This window comes from Kitasatospora sp. NPDC048662 (genome assembly GCF_055587065.1).
Genome location: NZ_JBVJHA010000023.1, coordinates 23,429 through 36,807 on the forward strand (window position 1 = coordinate 23,429; position 13,379 = coordinate 36,807).

Genomic DNA, 13,379 nt, shown 5'->3' on the forward strand with positions numbered 1-13,379 from the left:
CGATGAAGAGGCCCACCCTGAAGACCCCCAAGCTGAAGGCCCCCGACCTGAGCGCGGTGAAGGGCGGCAGCCGCACCGGCCAGTCGCTGCTCGCCGCAGTCGCGGTGCTCGGCCTGGTGTTCGGCATCGCCGAGCTGCGTGCCCCCGTCGCCCCGGCCACCGGCACGGCCGGCCAGCGCACCACGGCGCAGGTCGAACGCAGCGCGCTGGTCTGCCCGATGCCGCTGCAGGGCGCGGTCGGGCAGACCAGCCTGACCCTGTTCAGCCCCGAGGGCGGCAGCGGCAACGCGGGCACCGGCGTGCTCGGCGACGTCAGGCCCGACAACGTGCTGGCCGCGCAGAGCCCCGCCCGGCCCGCCGGCGGCCCCTCCGGCGACCCGTCGGGGCAGCCCTCGGGCCAGCCGTCCGGGCAGTCGTCCGGTCAGCCCTCCGGTGCGCCGTCGGGCGGCCCCGGCAAGCAGTCCGGGGCGGTGTTCGACGCCCGGGTCACGCTCGCCAAGCCCGGTGTCCCGGTCAGCGGGCCGGCCGCCAACAACGACAACGCCCCCGGCACCTTCGCGATCGCCACCGGCAGCTTCGCCCCCGGGTTCACCGCCACCCAGACCACCACCTCCGAGCAGGGCTCCGCCGCACTGTCCGGTGCCCGCTGCGCGCCTTCCGGCACCAGCTTCTGGTTCTCGGGTGCCAGCACCGTCAGCGACCGGTACGACTACATCACCCTGGTCAACGCCGACAGCCTGCCCGCCGTGGTCGACCTGCGGCTGTACGGCGACAAGGGCCTGATCGACAACGACCTGGCCACCGGCATCGCGCTCGCCCCCGGCACCTCGCAGTCGATCGCGCTCAACGGGCTCAGCAAGGGCCCGGTCGCCGACCTCGCCGTGCACGTGGTCGCCCGCAGCGGCCGGATCGGCGCGGGCCTGCACGCCCGCGACAGCAACAAGGGCGCCGACTGGCTGGAGCCGTCCGCCGACCCCGCCCCCGCCGTCACCATCCCCGGCATCCCCGCGGACGTCACCACCGCCCACCTGGTGGTGGCCACCGACTCCGCGGACGACGCCGACCTGAAGGTCCAGCTCTCCGGCAAGAACGGCTGGTTCACGCCCGCCAACAAGGAGAGCATCCACGTCAAGGCCGGCATGACCGCCGTCCTGGACTTCCAGTTCACGGCGGACACCCGGGACGGCGTCAGCGCGATCCGGCTCACCCCGTCCGACCCCAACCACGTCACCCCCGTGGTGGCCGGGCTGCGGGTGGACCGGGAGAACAAGGGCAAGACCGAGGCCGCCTGGCTGGCCGGCGGCACCCCCGTGGGTGCCCGGGCCTCGATCGCCGACAACCGCGGCGGGCAGACCACCCTGCTGCTGACCGCCGCCGACTCCGACGCCAAGGTCCGGGTCTCCTCCTCGGCCGGCGCGAGCGGCGGCACCCCCGTGACCAAGGAGGTGTCCGTCCCGGCGGGCACCACCGTCGCCGTGGACGGCATCGACCCGGCCGGCCTGAACGGGCCGTACGCGCTCACCGTGGAGACCCTCAGCGGCGGCCCGGTGTTCGCGGCCCGTCAGCTGGCCACCAACGTCAAGGACGTCCCCGCCTTCACCACCCAGCAGCTGCGCGACGACCACGCCACCGTCCAGGTGCCGCAGGTCACCGGCGACCCCGGCGTGGTGCTCAAGTAGCGTGCCGCGGCGAGGAGTCGGCGGCCCCGGCCGGCTACTCCTCGCCGTACCGCGGGTCGATCGCGTCCGGCGACAGCCCCAGCAGCTCCGCGACCTGCTCGATCAGGACCTCGTGGACCAGCGCGGCCCGGTCCTCCTTCGCCTTCGCGCGGATCTCCACCGGCCGCCGGTAGACCAGGATCCGGCTGCGCCGCCCCTTGCCGCCGGGAATCACCCGGCCGAGCGGCACCCCGTCCAGGTCCGGCTCGCCCTTGACGGGCAGCGGCACCTCCAGGACGGCGAACTCCACGTCCTCCAACTGCGGCCAGCGCCGCAGCAGCCGCTCCATCGACTCCCGGACGTAGTCGTCGAAGAGCTCGGAGCGGGTCAGCGAAATGGGCACCTGCGGCGGGGCCAGCGGCCCGCGCAGGCCACGGCCGTGCCGGTCGCGGTGCCTGCGGCGACCGGGACCGGGCGGGGACGGGGGTGTCGAGCTGTCCATAGCAGTGTCGAGAGTAGTCCCTGGATGCCCCGAAGTGGACCACTCGGGCACGGCGCGTGACGGCACCGGGACACGCGAGCCGGGGGCGGGTCTTCGCGGCCCGGTCCCACTTGCGGTACCGTCCACCCTCGTGAGCTCTGTACGTCGTTGTTCGCGGACCGCGTGCGGCCGTCCGGCCGTGGCGACGCTGACGTACGTCTACGCGGACTCCACCGCGGTGCTCGGCCCGCTCGCGACGTACGCCGAACCGCACTGCTACGACCTGTGCGCCGAACACGCCGAGCGCCTCACCGCCCCGCGCGGCTGGGAGGTGGTCCGGCTGGCCGCCGAGACCAACCCGCTGCGGCGCAGCAGCGACGACCTGGAGGCGCTGGCCAACGCGGTGCGCGAGGCCGCCCGCCCGCAGGAGCGGACGTCCCGTCAGGGCCCCCCGCCGGACGGCGAGTCCGGCCGCCGCGGCCACCTGCGGGTGCTGCGCTCCCCGGACAACTGAGCGACCCCGCACCGGCCTGACACCTGAGCTTCCCCGGAGCCGGGTACGCTGCCCATCTGCGGCTCGGACGGCGCGTCCGGTATGCGCGCAGCACATCGCAGCACACACACGGGAGCATTCTGGTGCGGGACCTCAAGCAGCTTGTGAAGGCGTACGACGTCCGGGGCGTCGTGCCGGACCAGTGGGACGAGTCGCTGGCGTACGCCTTCGGTGCGGCCTTCGTCGAGGTGGTCGGCGGCAGCGCCGTCGTGGTCGGCCACGACATGCGCCCGTCCTCGCCGTCGCTGTCCCGCGCGTTCGCCGAGGGTGCTGCCTCTCGCGGCGCCGACGTGGTCGAGATCGGCCTCTGCTCGACCGACCAGCTGTACTACGCCAGCGGCAGCCTGGACCTGCCCGGCGCGATGTTCACCGCCTCGCACAACCCCGCCCAGTACAACGGCATCAAGCTGTGCCGGGCCGGCGCCGCCCCGGTCGGCCAGGACACCGGCCTGGCCGACATCCGCGAGCTGGTCGAGTCCTGGCTGGACGAGAACGGCAAGGTGCACGTCCCGGCCTCCGACGCCGTCACCGGCACGCTGTCCGCCAAGGAGACCCTGGACGGCTACGCGGCGCACCTGCGCAAGCTGGTCGACCTGACCGGGATCCGCCCGCTGAAGGTCGCCGTGGACGCCGGCAACGGCATGGGCGGCCACACCGTGCCCACCGTGTTCGACGGTCTGCCGCTGGACGTCGTCCCGATGTACTTCGAGCTGGACGGCACCTTCCCCAACCACGAGGCCAACCCGCTGGACCCGGCCAACCTGGTCGACCTGCAGGCCAAGGTCCGCGAGGTCGGCGCCGACATCGGCCTGGCCTTCGACGGCGACGCCGACCGCTGCTTCGTGATCGACGAGAACGGCGACCCGGTCTCCCCGTCCGCGATCACCGCCCTGGTCGCCGAGCGCGAGATCGCCCGCGCCCAGGCGAACGGCGAGGCGCAGCCGACCATCATCCACAACCTGATCACCTCCTGGACCGTCCCCGAGGTGGTCCGCGACCTCGGCGGCGTCCCGGTCCGCACCCGGGTCGGCCACTCCTTCATCAAGCAGGAGATGGCCGTCACCGACGCGGTGTTCGGCGGCGAGCACTCCGCGCACTACTACTTCCGCGACTTCTGGCGCGCCGACACCGGCATGCTGGCCGCGCTGCACGTGCTGGCCGCCCTCGGTGGGCAGCAGGCGCCGCTGTCCGCGCTGACCGAGCAGTACAACCGGTACGCCGCCTCCGGCGAGATCAACTCCACCGTCGCCGACCAGGCCGCCGCCACCGAGAAGGTCCGCGCCGCCTACGCCGGCCAGGAGGGCGTCACCGTCGACGAGCTGGACGGCCTCACCGTGGCCGGCCCGGACTGGTGGTTCAACCTGCGCGCCTCCAACACCGAGCCGCTGCTCCGCCTGAACGCCGAGGCCAAGGACCCGGCGAAGATGGAAGAGCTGCGGGACGGCGTGCTGGCCATCGTGCGGGCCTGACCGCCAGGTCAGCCAGCCGCTGACTTTTCGGGTGCCCCGGCCGGTAGGGTTACCACCGGCCGGGGTACTGCTGTGTCACCGGCCATCCGTACCGCGACAGCCCACAGATCCGGAGCCCGACCACCATGAGCCTGCCGTCCTTCCTGCTGGAGATCCTGGTCTGCCCGGAGTGCCGCGCGCCGCTCGCCGAGGAGATCGAGGGCGAGACCCACGAGCTGCGCTGCACCGGCGAGGGCTGCGGCCTGGTGTACCCGGTGCGCGACGGCATCCCGGTCCTGCTGGTGGACGAGGCCCGCCGCCCGTCCTGACCCTGCCCCGCCAGTCGCTGGAGGCCAGCCGCCATGTTCGACGACTCCCTGCTGGACGACCCGGCCGCCCTGCAGCGTGCCGACCGCCGACGTGAACTGCTGTCCCTGGCCGGGGCGGGCGCCCGGATCCGGGTCGCGCTGCGCCGCGCCGACGCGGCCGGCGTGAACGCGCTGAACCCGGAGGGCCGCCCGCGCGCGGTGCTGGTCGCCGGGCACGGCGGGGTGCTGACCGCCGCCGCGGTGCTGGCCGCGCTGGCGGTGCCCAGCTGTCAGGTGTGGCCGTTGCCGCCCGCCGACGCCCGCCCCGCCGGGCCCGCCTTCACCGACGGCGAGTCCTGGCAACTGCCCGGCTGGGCAGGCCCGTTGGACCTGGTGGTGCTGGCCAGCGCCGGCGGCCGCGAGGGCGGCATGATCAACCTCGCCGAGCAGGCGTACACCCGCGGCTGCGCGATCGCGGTGATCGCCCCCGACGGCTCGGAGCTCGCCGAGGCGGCCCTCCAAGTACGCGGCCTGCCATTGCCGTTCGAGCCGAGTGCGGTGGAACCCGCCGGCGCCGACGCCGAACCCGACCTGCCCGCCGAGGACCCGGCCGCGCTGTGGGCGGTGCTCGCCCCGCTGCTCACGCTGGCCGACCGGATCGGCGTGGCCCCGCTCGCCCCCGGTTCGCTGGAGGCCGCCGCCGACCGGCTGGACGAGGTGGCGGTGCGCTGCCGCCCCGACGCCCAGGCGTACGACAACCCGGCCAAGACGCTGGCCGGCCAACTCGCCGAGACCGTTCCGCTGCTGTGGTCCGACGGGGCCCCGGCCGCCGCGGCGGGGGAGCGGTTCGCCGCGGCCCTCGCCGACCGGGCCGGCCTGCCCGCGCTGACCGCCCGCCTCCCGCAGGCGCTGACCGCGCACCGCGGCATGTTCAACGGGCGGCTGGGCGCCGGAGCCGACCCCGACGACTTCTTCCGCGACCGGGTCGACGAGCCGGTGCCGCTCCAGCTCCAGGTGCTGATGCTCCGTCACACCCCGGGCGTCGCCGAACTGGAGGAGCCGGCCTGGCCGGTCGACCGGGCCCGCCGCCTGGCGGCCGCCCACGAGGTGCGGATCACCGAGCACACCTCCAGCCTGGAGGACCCGCTGCAGGCGCTGGCCGAACTGATCGGCCTGACCGATTTCGCGGCCGTGTACCTGGGCCTGGCCACCCGGGACTGACAAGGTATCGTCCCCTCTCGTCAACCAAGGCCCGGCAAAGTCAGGGCCCGCTGCGGAGGGAAGTACCGGGTTGAGTACCGAAGGCGGCACCAAGGCTCTGGTGGCGGCACTGTCCGCGAACCTCGGCATCGCGCTCAGCAAGTTCGTGGCGTTCGCGTTCTCCGGTTCGTCCTCGATGCTCGCCGAGGGCGTGCACTCGCTGGCCGACTCGGGCAACCAGGTGCTGCTGCTGGTTGGCGGCAAGCGCTCGCAGCGGGCCGCCACCGAGGAGCACCCGTTCGGGTACGGCCGCGAGCGGTACGTTTACGGGTTCCTGGTCTCCATCGTGCTGTTCAGCCTCGGCGGCATGTTCGCCATCTACGAGGGCTACGAGAAGATCAGCCACCCGCACGAGCTGGAGAACTGGTACTGGCCGGTCGGCGTGCTGGTGTTCGCCATCCTGCTGGAGGGCTGGTCCTTCCTCACCGCGTTCCGCGAGGCGTCCAAGGCCAAGGGCAAGCACGGCTGGGCGTCCTACATCCGCCGTGCCAAGGCTCCCGAGCTGCCCGTGGTGTTGCTGGAGGACAGCGGCGCGCTGGTCGGCCTGCTGCTCGCGCTGTTCGGCGTCGGCCTGACCGTCGTCACCGGGGACGCGGTGTGGGACGGCATCGGCACCCTGTGCATCGGCCTGCTGCTGGTGGTCATCGCGCTGGTGCTGGCCCTGGAGACCAAGTCGCTGCTGATCGGTGAGTCCGCCGACGTCGAGGTGGTGGCGAAGATCCGCGAGGCGCTGGTCGACCACGACACCGTCACCGGCGTGATCCACATGCGCACGCTGCACGTCGGCCCCGAGGAACTGCTGGTCGCCGCGAAGATCGCCGTCAACGCGGAGGACAGCGCCGCCGTGGTCTCCGAGGCGATCGACCGGGCCGAGGTCCGGGTCCGCAAGGCGGTGCCGATCGCCCGCGCCATCTACCTGGAGCCGGACGTCTGGTCCGAGGAGAAGGCGCTGGCCGGGCCGGATGCCGAAGCGACGCCGGGCGGTCCGGGCCCGAACGCCCACTGAGCCCCGTCCAATCGGTGTAGATTCGTCGGAGTGCCAAACGTCGCTGCTGATGGCGGTCGATCGGAGCCCGGCTCCGGTCGAGGGAGAGAGGTCCTCCGACGGATTGTGCCGCAGCAGAGGGTTGCCACCGCGCCCCTCTGCCGCTCAGCACACCCGTAACCAGGCCCATGCAGCGAGGAGTTCGCATGTCCATCCAGCCCGCCGGCGACTACAAGGTCGCCGACCTCTCCCTGGCCCCGTTCGGTCGCAAGGAGATCCAGCTCGCCGAGCACGAGATGCCCGGCCTGATGGCGATCCGCGCCGAGTACGCCGCCTCCCAGCCGCTGGCCGGCGCCCGGATCACCGGCTCGCTGCACATGACCGTGCAGACCGCCGTGCTGATCGAGACCCTCACCGCCCTGGGCGCCGAGGTCCGCTGGTGCTCCTGCAACATCTTCTCCACCCAGGACCACGCCGCCGCCGCCATCGCGGTCGGCCCGAACGGCACCCCCGAGGACCCGCAGGGCGTCCCGGTCTTCGCCTGGAAGGGCGAGACCCTGGAGGAGTACTGGTGGTGCACCGAGCAGGCGCTGACCTGGCCGAACGGCCAGACCCCCAACATGATCCTGGACGACGGCGGTGACGCCACCCTGCTGATCCACAAGGGCGTCGAGTTCGAGAAGGCCGGCGCCGCGCCGTCGCCCGACACCGCGGACAACGACGAGTTCCGGATCATCCTGGAACTGCTCAACCGCACCCTGGTCGAGACCCCGCAGAAGTGGACCGAGGTCGCCGCCACCATCAAGGGCGTCACCGAGGAGACCACCACCGGCGTCCACCGCCTGTACGAGATGCACCGCGACGGCAAGCTGCTGTTCCCGGCCATCAACGTCAACGACTCGGTCACCAAGTCGAAGTTCGACAACAAGTACGGCTGCCGCCACTCGCTGATCGACGGCATCAACCGCGCCACCGACGTGCTGATCGGCGGCAAGGTCGCGGTCGTCTGCGGCTACGGCGACGTCGGCAAGGGCTGCGCCGAGTCGCTGCGCGGCCAGGGCGCGCGCGTCATCGTCACCGAGATCGACCCGATCTGCGCCCTGCAGGCGGCGATGGACGGCTACCAGGTCACCACGCTGGACGAGGTCGTCGAGATCGCCGACATCTTCGTCACCACGACCGGCAACAAGGACATCATCATGGCCTCGCACATGGCCCGGATGAAGCACCAGGCCATCGTCGGCAACATCGGCCACTTCGACAACGAGATCGACATGGCCGGCCTCGCCAAGCTCCCCGGCGTGGTGAAGACCGAGATCAAGCCGCAGGTCCACGAGTGGCGCAAGGAGGACGGCCGGACCATCATCGTCCTCTCCGAGGGCCGCCTGCTGAACCTCGGCAACGCGACCGGCCACCCGTCCTTCGTGATGTCCAACTCCTTCGCGAACCAGACCATCGCGCAGATCGAGCTGTTCGCCAAGACCGAGCAGTACCCGGTCGGCGTCTACGTCCTCCCGAAGCACCTGGACGAGAAGGTCGCCCGCCTCCACCTCGACGCCCTCGGCGTCAAGCTCACCACCCTCACCCAGGAGCAGGCCGACTACATCGGCGTCCCGGTCGAGGGCCCGTACAAGGCGGAGCAGTACCGCTACTGACCTCCCCTCGCACCGGTGCCCGGCGCCCCCAGCTGTGGGGGAGCCGGGCACCGGCGCGTTCGCGGGCCTCAGGGCAGCACGTCCACCGACCAGTCGCGGTCGTCCGCGCCGTGCGGCACCACCCGGGCCAGCCAGGTCCGCAGCGTGCTCATCTCGTCCGACGCCGGATGCAGCTCGTCCACGCACCAGCGCATCCCCTGGCCGGACGCGCAGAGCCCGGTGTCCCGCAGCGGCAGCGTGGCCGCCCCGGGGCCCTCCGGCACCGCCGACACCGTGACGGCGTGGCCACCCCGTTCCTGAAGACCCACCTGGGCCGTCCACAGGTCCGCACCGCCCACCGTGCGCCGCAGCGACGCCTGGGTGACCACCGCCTCCGCCGGCAGCGAGGAGAACGCGACCGGCATCGGCGGCGTGTACCTCCCCATCACCACCCCCGCCGCGACCCGCAACGGCACCTGCTGCCGGTCCGCCTCCGCCAGGCCCGTGCTCTCCAGCTGGAACCAGCGACCGTCCGGGCCGCGGAACCGCAACAGGTTCAGCGTTCTCGCGAATCCCGGGTCGCTCGACGACATCCAGTACGCCTCCTGCCCGTTGACCGGCGGCGCGTCCAGGCGCACCCCGTCACCCGGGCCCAGCAGCGGGTCCACCAGCGGGGTCACCCCCACCGGGAACGCGGTCAGGGTGAACTGCGGCCCGGAGCCCGTGGCCAGCACCTCCACCCCAGCCGCGCTCGACCGGTACTCCAGCCCGGTCACCTCGGCCGGCAGCCAGCCGAACCGGGCCGGCACCGTCAACACCGTGCGGCCGGTCACCGGCGCCGGCTGTCCGGCCCGCCCACCCGCCGACGGGCCGGACGGACTCCACCCGGCCCCGTCCCCGCCCAGCAGCGTGAACGACCCCGCAGCCAGCACCGCCGCCGCGGCCGCCACCACCGACCAGGTCCGCCGCCGCAGCACCGCCCGGCCCCGCCGCACCGCCAGCGCCGGATCCACCCGCGACGGCGGGGCCGACGCCTCCTCCGCGGCCACCAAGCGCGCCATCCGCACGGACAGCTCTTCCCCGTCCCCGGTCATGCCTCCGACCTCCCCGTCGGACGGAGCCGCACCGAACGCCGCAGCGCCTGCAACGCCCGCGAACTCTGGCTCTTCACATTTCCGCTCGAACACCCCAGCTCCTCCGCCGTCTGCTCGACCGTCAGATCGCAGTAGTAGCGGAGCACCACGGTGGCCCGCTGGCGCGGCGGCAACGCCGCCAACGCCTCCCGCAGGTCCAGCGACACCGCCAGATCGGCCTCCACCGGCCCCGGCACCTCCGGCGGCCGCGCCGCCGGCCTGGTCCGCCGCCACCACGCGGTGCGCTGCTCCGCCAGGAACGCGTTCACCAGCACCGCCCGGGCATACCCGTCCGGGTTCTCCGCCCGGCTCACCCGCCCCCAGTGCAGATACAGCTTGGTGATCGACTCCTGCACCAGGTCGTCCGCACGATGCCAGTCCGCGCACAACAGATACGCGACACTCCGCAACCAGACCGCCCTTGAGGTCACGAACGCGGTGAACTCCTCGTCCCGCGCCAGCTCCGCCATCTCCGGAGCCCCTCCTCCCAGTGGACCGACGGCACGACCGCACCGCCGACCCCCTGATGCGCCCCGCCCCCACGAAGGTTGCACGGCGAATTACGTAGGCTTCCCCCCATGCCGAACGGCCGCTACACCCTCCACGATCCGCACGACGGAACCCCGCTCGGCGAGGAACGCTTCCAGTGCGCCCCCGGCCCGGCCGGCTGGCGCTACGTGGCCAAGCGCTACCGGCCCGACGGCACCGTCCTCGGCACCACCGACCTCACCCTGGACGCCCGCCACCGGCCGATCCGCGTCGAGCTCCGCAGCGGGGGCTGGCAGGTACGCGGCGGCGCACTCGACGGCGTGCACTGGGTCCGGGCCGCTGCCGACCCCGCCGTCGCCGAAGCCATGGAGGGGGAGGACCGGGCCCACGCCTTCACCGGCGACTCGCCCGCGTTCCTGATCGCCACCGCCCGGCTGCTCGACCTCGACCCCGGCGTCAGTGCCCGGATCCGTCTGGTCTCCTTCACCGGACAGGCCCTCGCCCCCCGCACCCTCGACCAGAGCTGGCAACTGCTCACCGTCGAGGACCACCCCACCGACACCGGCCCGCTCCCCGTCGAGCACTACCGGGTCACCGACCTCGAAACCGGCGAGCTCCGCGACATCCACCTCACCGGGGACGTGCTGCTCGCCGCCCCCGGCATCGACCTCGAAGAACTCGACAGCCCGCCCAACCCCCGCCGCTGACACGCACGTTCACGCCGGAGGCGCGAACCCGCCACCCCCGTCGGCCGGCGGCTGCGCGGGCTGCGGCGGTGCCAGGGGCGCTGCGGGCGCCACGGGCGCCGGGGGTACCGCGGGCTCAGCGGGCTTCGCGAGCGGGACGGGCTGCGCGACGGGGGCCGGGGCCGCCGCCTGCTCGGGCCGCGCCTGCTGCGGTACGCCGAGCACCCGCACCGGCTTCCCGTTCGGCTGCTGCGCCGGGCCCGCAGGGGCTGGCCCGGTCCGCGCGGGCACCGGCACGGACATCGGAACCGGCATGGGTGCCGGCATCCCGAACATCGGTGCGCCGTACGCCGCCGGGGCCGCCCGCTCCCACTCGCGGCGCTGGCGCTCCATCGTCACCGCGCCCAGGTACACTATCGCCGGCAGGCCCTGCGGCGCCGACCAGCCGATCCGCGCCGCCAGCTCCGCGGCCAACCGGTCCGCCAGCCCGGCCGCCACCGGCTGGTCCAACTCGTGCATGCGGCTGAGCAGTTGGCGGATCGAGAGCCACAGGCTGTCCGGCACGCCGGACAGGTCCAGCGCCACCAGCTCGGCCCCCAGCATGTGCATCACCTGCGGCGGCACCGGCGGCACCGCCCCGTGGCTGCGGGCGCTCTGCGGCAGCCGCTCCCGGATCACCAGCGTCCCCGCGAAGATGTCGCCCAGCCGGCGCCCCTGCTCCGAGAACAGCGACACCACCACGGCCGGCATCGCCAGCAGACCGAAGTCGATGACCCCCACCAGCCCGCGCACCAGGGCGTGCCGGAACCGGATCGGCCCGCCGTCCGTCCGCACCACCCGCAGCCCCAGCGCCGCCTTCCCCAGCGACCGGCCGCGCGACAGCGTCTCCACCATCACCGGCAGCAGCACCGTGAAGAACACCATCAGCGCGACCACGAACGCGTCTCCCGCCGCCCCCTCGATCGCGGACAGCCCGAAGACCATCGCGATCCCGCAGAAGAAGTACGCCATCATGTACACCGCTGCGTCCAGCAGCCGGGCCAGGGCTCTCGACGGCAACCTCGCCGTCCGCAGCCCCAGGACGACCGCCTCACCGGTCACCAGCTCGCTCACGCCACCCACCCGTTCCGCTCCCGGGGCGCCGGACGACCCACGTCGCGCAACCCGCCCCCCTCGATCAACAGCGGCAAACATACGGCTGCCCACCCCCGCCCGGTAACCCCGGGAGCCGCATCCGACATCCGCCGACACACCAGGCGCCGCCTCTGGCATGCTGAGCCCCGCACCGCCCCGGCCGCACACCAACCAGTGCCCGCCGTCCTGCCCCGCCGCGCACCCGGAGAGAGCCGCAATGGACCTGGACGTCTTCGTCGCCGCCCACCAGGCGGAATGGCACCGGCTGGAGATACTCAGCGGCCGCCGCCGGCTCACCGGCGAGGAGTCCGACGAACTGATCACCCTCTACCAGCGCGCCACCAGCCACCTCGCCCAGGTCCAGGCCGCCGCCCCGCACCCCGGCCTGGAAGGACGCCTCACCACACTCGTCGTCCGCGGCCGCAACGCCGTCGCCGGCGCCCGCAGCTCCTCCTGGCGCGACGCCGCCCGCTACTTCACCACCAGCTTCCCCGCCGCGCTGTACCGCGCCCGCCGCTGGTGGCTGACCATCGGCCTGGTCTTCTTCCTCCTCAGCGCCCTGGTCGCCTGGTGGATCGGCACCAACCCCGACGTCCGCAACGCCCTGATCCCGCCGGACCAGCTGAACGACCTCACCAAGCCCGGCGGCGAGTACGAGGCCTACTACACCGACCACCCCTCGGCGAACTTCGCCGCCAAGGTGTGGACCAACAACGCCTGGGTCGCCGCCTACTGCCTGATCTGCGCCGTCGTGCTCGGCATCCCGGTCATCTTCATCCTGCTCAGCAACATGATCAACCTCGCCGTCGGCCTCGGACTGATGGCCTCCGCCGGCCGCCTCCCGCTCTTCCTGGGCCTGCTCATCCCGCACGGCCTGCTCGAACTCACCGCCGTCTTCGTCGCCGCCGGCCTCAGCCTCCGCCTCGGCTGGACCGTCATCGACCCCGGCCCCCGCACCCGCACCGTGGCCCTCGCCGAGGAAGGCCGCGCCGTCATCGGTTCCGTCATCGGCCTCGCCGCCGTCCTCCTGGTCACCGGCATCATCGAAGGCTTCGTCAGCGGCTCCGCCCTCCCCACCTGGCTCCGGGTCGGCATTGGCCTCACCGTCGAGGCGCTCTTCCTCGTCTACGCCCTCGTCCTCGGCAAGCACGCCGCCGCCCGCGGCGAGCTCGGCGACGTCGAAGCCGCCGACCGCACCGACCACCAGCCGATGGCCGCCTGACCACGGCGTGCCTGGTCACGGGTGCCGTTTTAAACCTGGTAGCCTGGTGATCACCCCAAGGGATCATTGACTTGATCTTTCCGGGTCAGTAGGTTTGAACGGTTGGGCGCGATTGGACTTACAGTCCGCCCGGGCGTAGGGTCTACGACATCGACAGGAACACGGCGGGCATCCGAGAGGGTGCAGGACGGGTTCCGGCGAAAAACCCCGAAGCAGAGCGACGCAGAACCTTTGATAAGGTCTGTAGCGAAGTCGAAGGAATTCCCACTCCAGCGGGAAGCAAAAATCGGATCGAATGAAACTCCGGAAAACGGAGCGGAAAACATCTGATAAGCTGGAAACACGAAAGAACGAAGCGCCCGGAGGGCAGGTCGGAAGGCCGCCTGAA

The 13,379-nt window shown here is 72.7% G+C and carries 13 protein-coding genes; 9 read left to right on the top strand and 4 right to left on the bottom strand.

From position 1 onward, the window contains the following. Positions 1-2 precede the first annotated feature (2 nt). Positions 3-1,679, top strand: a complete 1,677-nt coding sequence (locus tag ACZ6R9_RS33320; protein ID WP_465542493.1) for a DUF5719 family protein — start codon at positions 3-5, stop codon at positions 1,677-1,679. A 34-nt stretch (positions 1,680-1,713) separates the two neighbouring features. On the opposite strand, the gene ACZ6R9_RS33325 is transcribed toward ACZ6R9_RS33320, so the two are convergent. Next, complete coding sequence (locus tag ACZ6R9_RS33325; protein WP_380488698.1) at positions 1,714-2,160, bottom strand: metallopeptidase family protein; 447 nt, start codon at positions 2,158-2,160, stop codon at positions 1,714-1,716. 34 nt (positions 2,161-2,194) lie between these two features. Between ACZ6R9_RS33325 and ACZ6R9_RS33330 the strand changes: the two genes are divergently transcribed. The 6 genes from ACZ6R9_RS33330 to ahcY all read left to right on the top strand — a co-directional run bounded on the left by ACZ6R9_RS33330 (position 2,195) and on the right by ahcY (position 8,348). Beyond that, positions 2,195-2,653: a DUF3499 domain-containing protein gene (locus ACZ6R9_RS33330; protein WP_380488699.1), complete on the top strand. Its 459-nt coding sequence runs from the start codon at positions 2,195-2,197 to the stop codon at positions 2,651-2,653. A gap of 119 nt (positions 2,654-2,772) precedes the next feature. Next, positions 2,773-4,161: a phosphomannomutase/phosphoglucomutase gene (locus ACZ6R9_RS33335; protein ID WP_380488709.1), complete on the top strand. Its 1,389-nt coding sequence runs from the start codon at positions 2,773-2,775 to the stop codon at positions 4,159-4,161. Positions 4,162-4,286: 125 nt separating this feature from the next. Continuing rightward, positions 4,287-4,469: a Trm112 family protein gene (locus ACZ6R9_RS33340; protein WP_043914240.1), complete on the top strand. Its 183-nt coding sequence runs from the start codon at positions 4,287-4,289 to the stop codon at positions 4,467-4,469. Between the two features lie 33 nt (positions 4,470-4,502). Next, positions 4,503-5,669, top strand: coding sequence for an SIS domain-containing protein (locus tag ACZ6R9_RS33345; protein WP_380488700.1), 1,167 nt, complete (start codon positions 4,503-4,505; stop codon positions 5,667-5,669). A gap of 70 nt (positions 5,670-5,739) precedes the next feature. Continuing rightward, positions 5,740-6,714 carry a cation diffusion facilitator family transporter gene (locus ACZ6R9_RS33350; RefSeq protein ID WP_465542496.1) on the top strand — a complete coding sequence of 325 codons (975 nt, stop codon included), beginning with the start codon at positions 5,740-5,742 and terminating at the stop codon, positions 6,712-6,714. Between the two features lie 185 nt (positions 6,715-6,899). Then, positions 6,900-8,348, top strand: coding sequence for an adenosylhomocysteinase (ahcY, locus tag ACZ6R9_RS33355; RefSeq protein ID WP_380488702.1), 1,449 nt, complete (start codon positions 6,900-6,902; stop codon positions 8,346-8,348). Between the two features lie 68 nt (positions 8,349-8,416). Here ahcY and ACZ6R9_RS33360 read toward each other — a convergent pair whose 3' ends face one another. Then, positions 8,417-9,421: a hypothetical protein gene (locus tag ACZ6R9_RS33360; protein ID WP_380488703.1), complete on the bottom strand. Its 1,005-nt coding sequence runs from the start codon at positions 9,419-9,421 to the stop codon at positions 8,417-8,419. After that, positions 9,418-9,930 (bottom strand): SigE family RNA polymerase sigma factor, encoded by a 513-nt coding sequence (locus ACZ6R9_RS33365; protein WP_380488704.1) that lies wholly within the window; start codon positions 9,928-9,930, stop codon positions 9,418-9,420. Before ACZ6R9_RS33365 ends, ACZ6R9_RS33360 begins: the two co-directional genes overlap by 4 nt. Positions 9,931-10,038: 108 nt before the next feature. Here ACZ6R9_RS33365 and ACZ6R9_RS33370 point away from each other — a divergent pair, with 108 nt between their 5' ends. After that, positions 10,039-10,656 (top strand): hypothetical protein, encoded by a 618-nt coding sequence (locus tag ACZ6R9_RS33370; RefSeq protein ID WP_380488705.1) that lies wholly within the window; start codon positions 10,039-10,041, stop codon positions 10,654-10,656. Between the two features lie 9 nt (positions 10,657-10,665). On the opposite strand, the gene ACZ6R9_RS33375 is transcribed toward ACZ6R9_RS33370, so the two are convergent. Continuing rightward, on the bottom strand, positions 10,666-11,748 hold the full coding sequence (locus tag ACZ6R9_RS33375; RefSeq protein WP_465542499.1) for an RDD family protein: 1,083 nt from the start codon (positions 11,746-11,748) through the stop codon (positions 10,666-10,668). Positions 11,749-11,986: 238 nt separating this feature from the next. Between ACZ6R9_RS33375 and ACZ6R9_RS33380 the strand changes: the two genes are divergently transcribed. Then, positions 11,987-12,991 carry a stage II sporulation protein M gene (locus ACZ6R9_RS33380; protein WP_380488707.1) on the top strand — a complete coding sequence of 335 codons (1,005 nt, stop codon included), beginning with the start codon at positions 11,987-11,989 and terminating at the stop codon, positions 12,989-12,991. Positions 12,992-13,379: the final 388 nt, after the last annotated feature.

Coding starts and splice junctions, on each gene's coding strand:
- ACZ6R9_RS33320 (WP_465542493.1), top strand. CDS start 3: ATGAAGAGGCCCACCCTGAAGACCCCCAAGCTGAAGGCCCCCGACCTG.
- ACZ6R9_RS33345 (WP_380488700.1), top strand. CDS start 4,503: ATGTTCGACGACTCCCTGCTGGACGACCCGGCCGCCCTGCAGCGTGCC.
- ACZ6R9_RS33325 (WP_380488698.1), bottom strand. CDS start 2,160: ATGGACAGCTCGACACCCCCGTCCCCGCCCGGTCCCGGTCGCCGCAGG.
- ACZ6R9_RS33365 (WP_380488704.1), bottom strand. CDS start 9,930: ATGGCGGAGCTGGCGCGGGACGAGGAGTTCACCGCGTTCGTGACCTCA.
- ACZ6R9_RS33380 (WP_380488707.1), top strand. CDS start 11,987: ATGGACCTGGACGTCTTCGTCGCCGCCCACCAGGCGGAATGGCACCGG.
- ahcY (WP_380488702.1), top strand. CDS start 6,900: ATGTCCATCCAGCCCGCCGGCGACTACAAGGTCGCCGACCTCTCCCTG.
- ACZ6R9_RS33340 (WP_043914240.1), top strand. CDS start 4,287: ATGAGCCTGCCGTCCTTCCTGCTGGAGATCCTGGTCTGCCCGGAGTGC.
- ACZ6R9_RS33370 (WP_380488705.1), top strand. CDS start 10,039: ATGCCGAACGGCCGCTACACCCTCCACGATCCGCACGACGGAACCCCG.
- ACZ6R9_RS33360 (WP_380488703.1), bottom strand. CDS start 9,421: ATGACCGGGGACGGGGAAGAGCTGTCCGTGCGGATGGCGCGCTTGGTG.